General features: G+C 58.6%; 6 protein-coding genes. All 6 read left to right on the plus strand.

Features of this window, described 5'->3' with window-relative positions:
- Positions 1-1,387, plus strand: a 1,387-nt coding sequence (locus tag EN893_RS13530; RefSeq protein ID WP_128361588.1) for a polysaccharide biosynthesis tyrosine autokinase, incomplete at its 5' end; no start/stop codon positions are given.
- The gene (locus EN893_RS13535) at positions 1,347-2,534 is read left to right on the plus strand and encodes a hypothetical protein (protein ID WP_245456755.1); all 1,188 of its coding nucleotides are present in this window, start codon (positions 1,347-1,349) and stop codon (positions 2,532-2,534) included. The genes EN893_RS13530 and EN893_RS13535, both read left to right, overlap by 41 nt.
- Positions 2,531-3,862: an O-antigen ligase family protein gene (locus EN893_RS13540; protein ID WP_127268324.1), complete on the plus strand. Its 1,332-nt coding sequence runs from the start codon at positions 2,531-2,533 to the stop codon at positions 3,860-3,862. Before EN893_RS13535 ends, EN893_RS13540 begins: the two co-directional genes overlap by 4 nt.
- 144 nt (positions 3,863-4,006) lie before the next feature.
- The gene (gene rfbA / locus EN893_RS13545) at positions 4,007-4,888 is read left to right on the plus strand and encodes a glucose-1-phosphate thymidylyltransferase RfbA (RefSeq protein ID WP_127272412.1); all 882 of its coding nucleotides are present in this window, start codon (positions 4,007-4,009) and stop codon (positions 4,886-4,888) included.
- A complete protein-coding gene (rfbC, locus tag EN893_RS13550) occupies positions 4,889-5,443 on the plus strand; it encodes a dTDP-4-dehydrorhamnose 3,5-epimerase (protein ID WP_127272014.1) in 555 nt (184 codons plus the stop codon).
- A gap of 22 nt (positions 5,444-5,465) precedes the next feature.
- Positions 5,466-6,474: dTDP-glucose 4,6-dehydratase (gene rfbB / locus EN893_RS13555; RefSeq protein ID WP_128361589.1), on the plus strand; the 1,009-nt coding region annotated here is incomplete at its 3' end.

The raw sequence follows: 6,474 nt of genomic DNA on the forward strand, positions 1-6,474 counted from the left end.
TCTGACCAGCCAATATCAGCAGAAATTGGGCATCCTGAAGCCCGGTTTTCCGGAAATGCAGCAATTGCAATCGCAGATCAAGGAACTCCAGCGAATCTACAACAACGGCGTGCTGGCGATAACCGATTCGTTGCGGCTGAAATATCAGGAAGCACAGAACAAGGAAGCCGATCTCAAGTCCAAGCTCGCGGAGATGGAGAGGCAGCAGGTCGTCTTCAACGACAAGAATATCAAATACACGATCCTGAAGCGCGAGGTCGACTCCAACCGGTCGCAGTATGACAGCCTTATCGCCAAGCTGAATGAAGTCGGCGTCAGCTCGGAGCTCAAGACGCAAAGCGCTGCGATAGTCGATTTCGCTTCGCTGCCCACAGCCCCCTATTCTCCACGTCTGAGCATCAACCTTGCAGTCGCTCTCGCGCTTTTCATGGCCCTGGCTGCATCGATCATCTACATCATCGAGTTGCTGAACAACACTTTCACCAACCCGGAGCAGATCGAGAAAGAGCTGGGGCTGGCGATGCTCGGCATCCTGCCGCTTGTCGGTGACCGCGAACTCATAGCCAGCATCGCCGATCAAAAATCCGGGCTCTCCGAGGCCTATCGTTCGCTGCGGACATCGCTGCAGTTCTCCGGTGCGGAGGGCGCGCCGCGATCGCTGCTGGTGACCAGTTCGGAACCGTCGGAAGGCAAGTCGACCACGTCGTTCAAGCTTGGCCAGGATTTCGCGGCACTCGGCGCAAGGGTTCTGCTTGTCGACGGCGATCTCCGCAAACCCAACCTGCACCGGCTGTTCGGCCTCGACAATGCGATCGGGTTGAGCAACCTGCTGACTAATACCGTTCGCAAGGACGATCTGCCGGGCATTTTCAGACCGACGAAATACCCTAATGTCACCGTGCTGACGTCCGGAACGATTCCGCCGAATCCGGCCGACCTGCTCTCGTCGCCGAAGATGGCGTTGATCTTGACCAATCTCGGCAAACGCTTCGATCTGGTCATCATCGACGCCCCGCCGGTCGTCGGTCTTTCCGATGCACCAATCCTCAGCCGGCTTGCCGAAGGCACATTGATGGTCGTTTCGACCAATCAGGTCACACGCAAGTCAGCCAAAACGGCACTCAAGCGTCTGCGCTCAGCCGGTGCGAACGTGATCGGAGCGGCGATGTCGAAATTCACGGTCAACAAGTTCGATTACAATTACGCCTATAAATACATGAACTATCAGTACTACGACTATGGCGCGAGTACCCCGAAAATTGAGGGCAAAGTCGATGACGGAGCAGGCGAGCCCGCTCACGCGAAATCTCCGGCGTTCAGGCGTTTGGTTCGTCGCCTCCGTTCTGGTGTTGGCGGTTTCGTCGATAGGGCTAAGTCGGCTTCTTGAGTCGGAAACGCCGGCCGTCTCGCTTGCGCTCGATCCGTTGAATATAGATGCCTTGATAGGCGAAATTGCCGGTCGGCTGAGCGAAACAGGCGACGGTGTTGATCTCGACGTCTTGGCAGCAAAGGCGAGGGGCGCGCTTCGTTTCAACGTCGCGGACGCCCGGCTCTACAGCCTGATAGGCGAGATTGAGTATCGACAAGGCGAGAAAGACGAGGCTTTTGAACTCTTCGACCAGGCTCGAAAGCTGTCCAAGACTGAAATCCATTCGCTTCAGAGATCGATCGATCGCTCGATCGAGATGGGCGACCTGTCAAAGGCCGTCGCCGAGATCGACACGTTGCTGCGCCGGTGGCCGGACACATTTCCAGTCATTGCGGCGGGCTTGCCGGCTATTCTTGCAAACCCGGACGGATATCAGGCTGTCCTGGCAGCCTTAAGGATCGAGGCACCGTGGAGGTCCAATCTTTTCTCCGCCCTTGGTAAGGATCCGCGGGGCCTGCGCGTCGCAAATCAACTGTTGCTGGACCTTACCGGATCGAGCTCACAACCGACGTCGAAGGAATTGTCTGCCGTAATCAACGGGTACATCCGGCAGAAGGAATACGAGGCGGCCTATCGGCTGTTCCTGTTCAGTATGACCGATCAGGAGCGGACACTGGCCGGATACATCTTCAACGGCGGCTTTGAACAGATCCTCAGCGACAAGCCATTCGACTGGCAGGTTCGCGACCGCTCCGGTCTGGAAATTACCTTTGCCGGGGCGCGCGACGTCGGCGAAAGCGATAGCGGAGCGACTGTCCGGTTTCTGAATACGCCGGTGAAGAACGCCGCGCTCCAGCAATATGTCGAACTGCCTCCCGGCTCCTACAGGATTTCCCTGATCGCCTCCGCGAGAAACCTGAAGCTGCCCAAGCAGTTGTTCTGGTCCATCAGATGCGCGGATCCGGCGGGAGAAATAGCTCGGTTCAACATTCCGGAGGGCACATTCAATCGGCGGCAGTTGAGTCTGGATTTCGCGATCGGACCAGGCGCGTGTCCCATGCAAGTGTTGCGGCTGGAAACAGCTGCCATCGCTGAGAGCTGGCGATTTCGATACGTTGGCACGTTGGTCATGCACAAATTGAGCATCGAAAGAGTTTCATCTTGAGAGAGCGGTCAGCCCGGTCCACGGAATGGGAAAAATATCTGCTTGGGTCGGTTCTTTTCCTGTCAGTGCTGATTGGCGGCGGCACCGCGAGCGGTCTCTACACCGAGGCGGTGATCGAGGTGGCGGCGATTGTCGCGGCCGCGGCCATCTTTTCAAGGCCGTCTGAGCACGGCATCCCTCGCTCGGCCCTGTGGTTGCTTGCTCTGGGCCTTGCCGTGTTCTGTTTCCAAATCGTGCCGTTGCCCGCCGCCCTGTTGAGCGGATTGCGGCCTGAGGTTTTACTTGCAAATCCATGGCTGAGCGGTGAAACCGGGCTGCGTTTCGTCAGTGTCGGCGTGGGACGCACGATCGAGTGTCTGTTGTACTTCGTGGCGATGGCTGCATTCTTTCTGAGCGTCACCCGCTTGCGCCCAGATCAGGTCTACGGCCTCCTGCCCTTCTTTTTGATGGGTGTCATCTGTAACGGATTGGCTGCGGCGATCCAGTATTCGCTCTCCGATACGGTTGCCATACAGGGTTTGCTGCCGTTCACGATCAATGCGGGACTGTTTGCCAACCAGAACCACTTTTCAGCTTTGCTCTTCGTCTCCATCCCCTTCGTCGTCTACTACGGCCTGTTTCGCGGGCACCTTCTGTCCGGGTCGCTCGGTTTGATAACGCTGCTGCTGCTGCTTCTGGCCGCCGGTTCGCGCGCCGGTATTCTGATAGGGCTGGCGATCACCATAATATCGGTCGTCTTTCTGTCCGCGCGCTCGAGGCTGGGCGGGTATGGAATACCCGCTGTCTTCATCGGACTTTCGCTCTACACGATCGGGGCGTGGACGAAGATCGATGCGGAAGTGGTTGACCCGGCCTTTGGACGGGCCGAATTTGCACGCACCACGATCGCGGGAATTGAAGAGAACTGGGCGACGGGCGTCGGCTTTGGGAGTTTTCCGAAAGTCTACCAGATTTACGAAAAGGGGGAGATGATCTTCAAGCCCTACGTCAATCACGCCCACAATGATTATCTGGAATTGGCGCTTGAAGGTGGCGCGCCTGTTGTCTTTCTGGTCGCGGCCTACTCGATATTGCTTTTTGCGTTTTCCCTGGCGGCACGGCGAGATCCGCTGCAGAAAATGGCGTTTCTCTCAGTATCGTTTCTGCTCGTTCATTCCCTGGTCGATTATCCCATGCGAACGGCGGCGCTTGCGATGACTTTCGCCTATATGAATGGCATCATCTTTCACAAGGGATTCGCTGGGCGGTTAAGCCAGAGAGGCGAGTCGACCGAGGCCCATGATGACAATCTGCTTGTTCCCGTCAGGCCGGCTCTGGCAAGACGATAGCAATGCGTCGCCTGGAATTGGCGATGGATTGGCGCTGGATCGTGACCCAGACGTTTGCCGAACGCCGAGATTGACAAGCCATTGCATGGAACCTAAGCACGGTCGGCTGGGGCCGGGGGGTTCAGGCATGTCAAGGAGAGCTTCTTGAAAGGAATTATCCTTGCTGGAGGCAGTGGAACGCGTCTTTATCCACTAACATTAGCAGTCTCTAAGCAAATTCTGCCGATATACGACAAGCCGATGATCTATTATCCGCTGAGCGTTCTGATGCTCGCGGGTATCCGTGAAATTCTGATCATTTCGACGCCGCGTGACCTGCCCGTTTTTCGCGATCTGCTTGGCGATGGATCGGAGTTCGGCCTCGACCTGTCCTATGCCGAGCAACCGCAGCCCAACGGGCTGGCGGAGGCCTTCATCATCGGCCGCAATTTCATCGGCAAGGACAACGTGTCGATGATCCTCGGCGACAACATCTATTTCGGCGACGGGCTGTCGCAGCTTTGCCGCGACGCTGCCTCGCGCGAAAAGGGCGCTTCGGTGTTCGCCTATCATGTCGAGGATCCCCAGCGTTATGGCGTGGTTTCCTTCGACAAGGCCACGGGAACGGCGCTGACGATCGAGGAAAAGCCGCAGGTGCCGAAATCCAACTGGGCGGTCACCGGTCTTTACTTCTATGACAACGACGTCGTCGACATCGCCCCTGCCATCCGTCCCTCGGCGCGTGGCGAACTCGAGATCACGGCGGTCAACAACGTCTACCTCGAGCGCGGCCAGTTGCATGTGCATCGGTTGGGGCGCGGCTATGCCTGGCTCGACACCGGCACGCATGACAGCCTGCATGAGGCCTCATCATTCGTGCGCACCATCGAGCACCGCCAGGGCATCAAGGTCGCTTGTCCCGAAGAGATCGCCTTTGAACAGGGTTGGCTGACAGTGGACCAGGTTCTGCGTCGCGCCGATCACCTGGGCAAGAATGAATATGCCGCCTATCTGCGCCGGCGTGTCGTCGACCTGTCGGAGGGCTAGGTGTTGGAGGTCAGGCCCCTTGGCATCGATGGCGTGCTGGAAATCGTGCCGAAGCGACATGGCGACGCGCGCGGCTTCTTCGTGGAAACCTACAATGCCGAGCGCTTTTCGCAGGCCGGCATAGACCTGGCTTTCGTGCAGGACAATCATTCCTATTCCGCCGCGGCGGGCGTCTTGCGAGGGCTTCACTATCAGCTTGCGCCGCGCGCCCAGGACAAGCTGCTGCGCGTCATCCGGGGCAGCATTCTCGATGTCGCGGTCGACATTCGCCGCGGTTCGAAAACCTTCGGAAAATGGGTCGCTCTCGAAGTGTCGGCCGAAAAGGGCAACCAGATTCTGGTGCCGAAAGGCTTCGCGCACGGTTTCGTGACGCTCGTGCCTGACACCGAGGTCCTGTATAAGGTGACCGACACCTATTCGCAGGCGCATGATCGGTCGGTCCGTTTCGACGATCCCGCCATCGGCATCGAATGGCCGTCATTGGCCGGCGGGTTCCAGCTCTCGGACAAGGACCTCAAGGCGCCGCTGCTGGCCGCCGCCGAGGTGTTCGCCTGATGGGTTGCGTGAGGACAGCGGCATGAATTTTCTGGTGACGGGCGGTGCTGGCTTTATCGGTTCGGCGGTGTGCCGGCATCTATGCGCCAACCCGGCCTATCGGGTGACCAATCTCGACAAGCTAACCTATGCGGGAAACCTGGCCTCGCTGCGGCCGATCGAGAACGCACACAATTATCGCTTCGCGCAGGCCGACATCTGCGACGAAAAGGCTGTGCTCGACATCCTCCGGCGCGACGATATCGACATCGTCATGAACCTTGCCGCCGAGAGCCATGTCGACCGCTCGATCGATGGGCCGGGCACCTTTATCGAGACCAACATCGTCGGCACCTACAAGATGCTCAATGCCGCGCTGGAATATTGGCGCGGCCTGCCCGAAGACCGGAAGAGCCATTTCCGCTTCCATCATGTCTCGACCGACGAGGTGTTCGGCGATCTTCCCTTCGACGGCGGCATGTTCGTCGAGGAAACGCCCTACGCGCCATCCTCGCCCTATTCCGCCTCGAAGGCGGCCTCGGATCATCTGGTGCGGGCCTGGCACGAAACCTATGGCCTGCCGGTCGTGCTTTCCAATTGCTCGAACAATTACGGACCCTATCACTTTCCCGAAAAGCTGATCCCGCTGGTCATCCTCAATGCGCTCGATGAAAAGCCGCTGCCGGTCTATGGCGCCGGCGCCAATGTGCGCGACTGGCTGTTCGTCGAGGATCACGCGCGCGCGCTGGAACTTGTCGCGACCAGGGGACTGCCGGGCGAAAGCTACAATGTCGGCGGCAATTCCGAGCGGACCAACCTTGGCGTCGTCGAGACGATCTGCGATCTGCTCGACGGCAGGCGGCCGCGGGCAGGGGGCAAGAGCTATCGCGACCTGATTTCCTTCGTCACCGACCGCCCCGGTCACGATCGCCGCTATGCCATCGACGCCTCGAAGATAGGCCGAGACCTGGGCTGGGCGCCCAATGAGAATTTCGACAGCGGCCTCGCCAAGACCGTCGACTGGTTTCTCGACAACAAATGGTGGTGGGGAC

Origin of the sequence: Mesorhizobium sp. M7A.F.Ca.CA.004.04.2.1 (assembly GCF_004022825.1) — a bacterium.
Classification (GTDB): domain Bacteria; phylum Pseudomonadota; class Alphaproteobacteria; order Rhizobiales; family Rhizobiaceae; genus Mesorhizobium.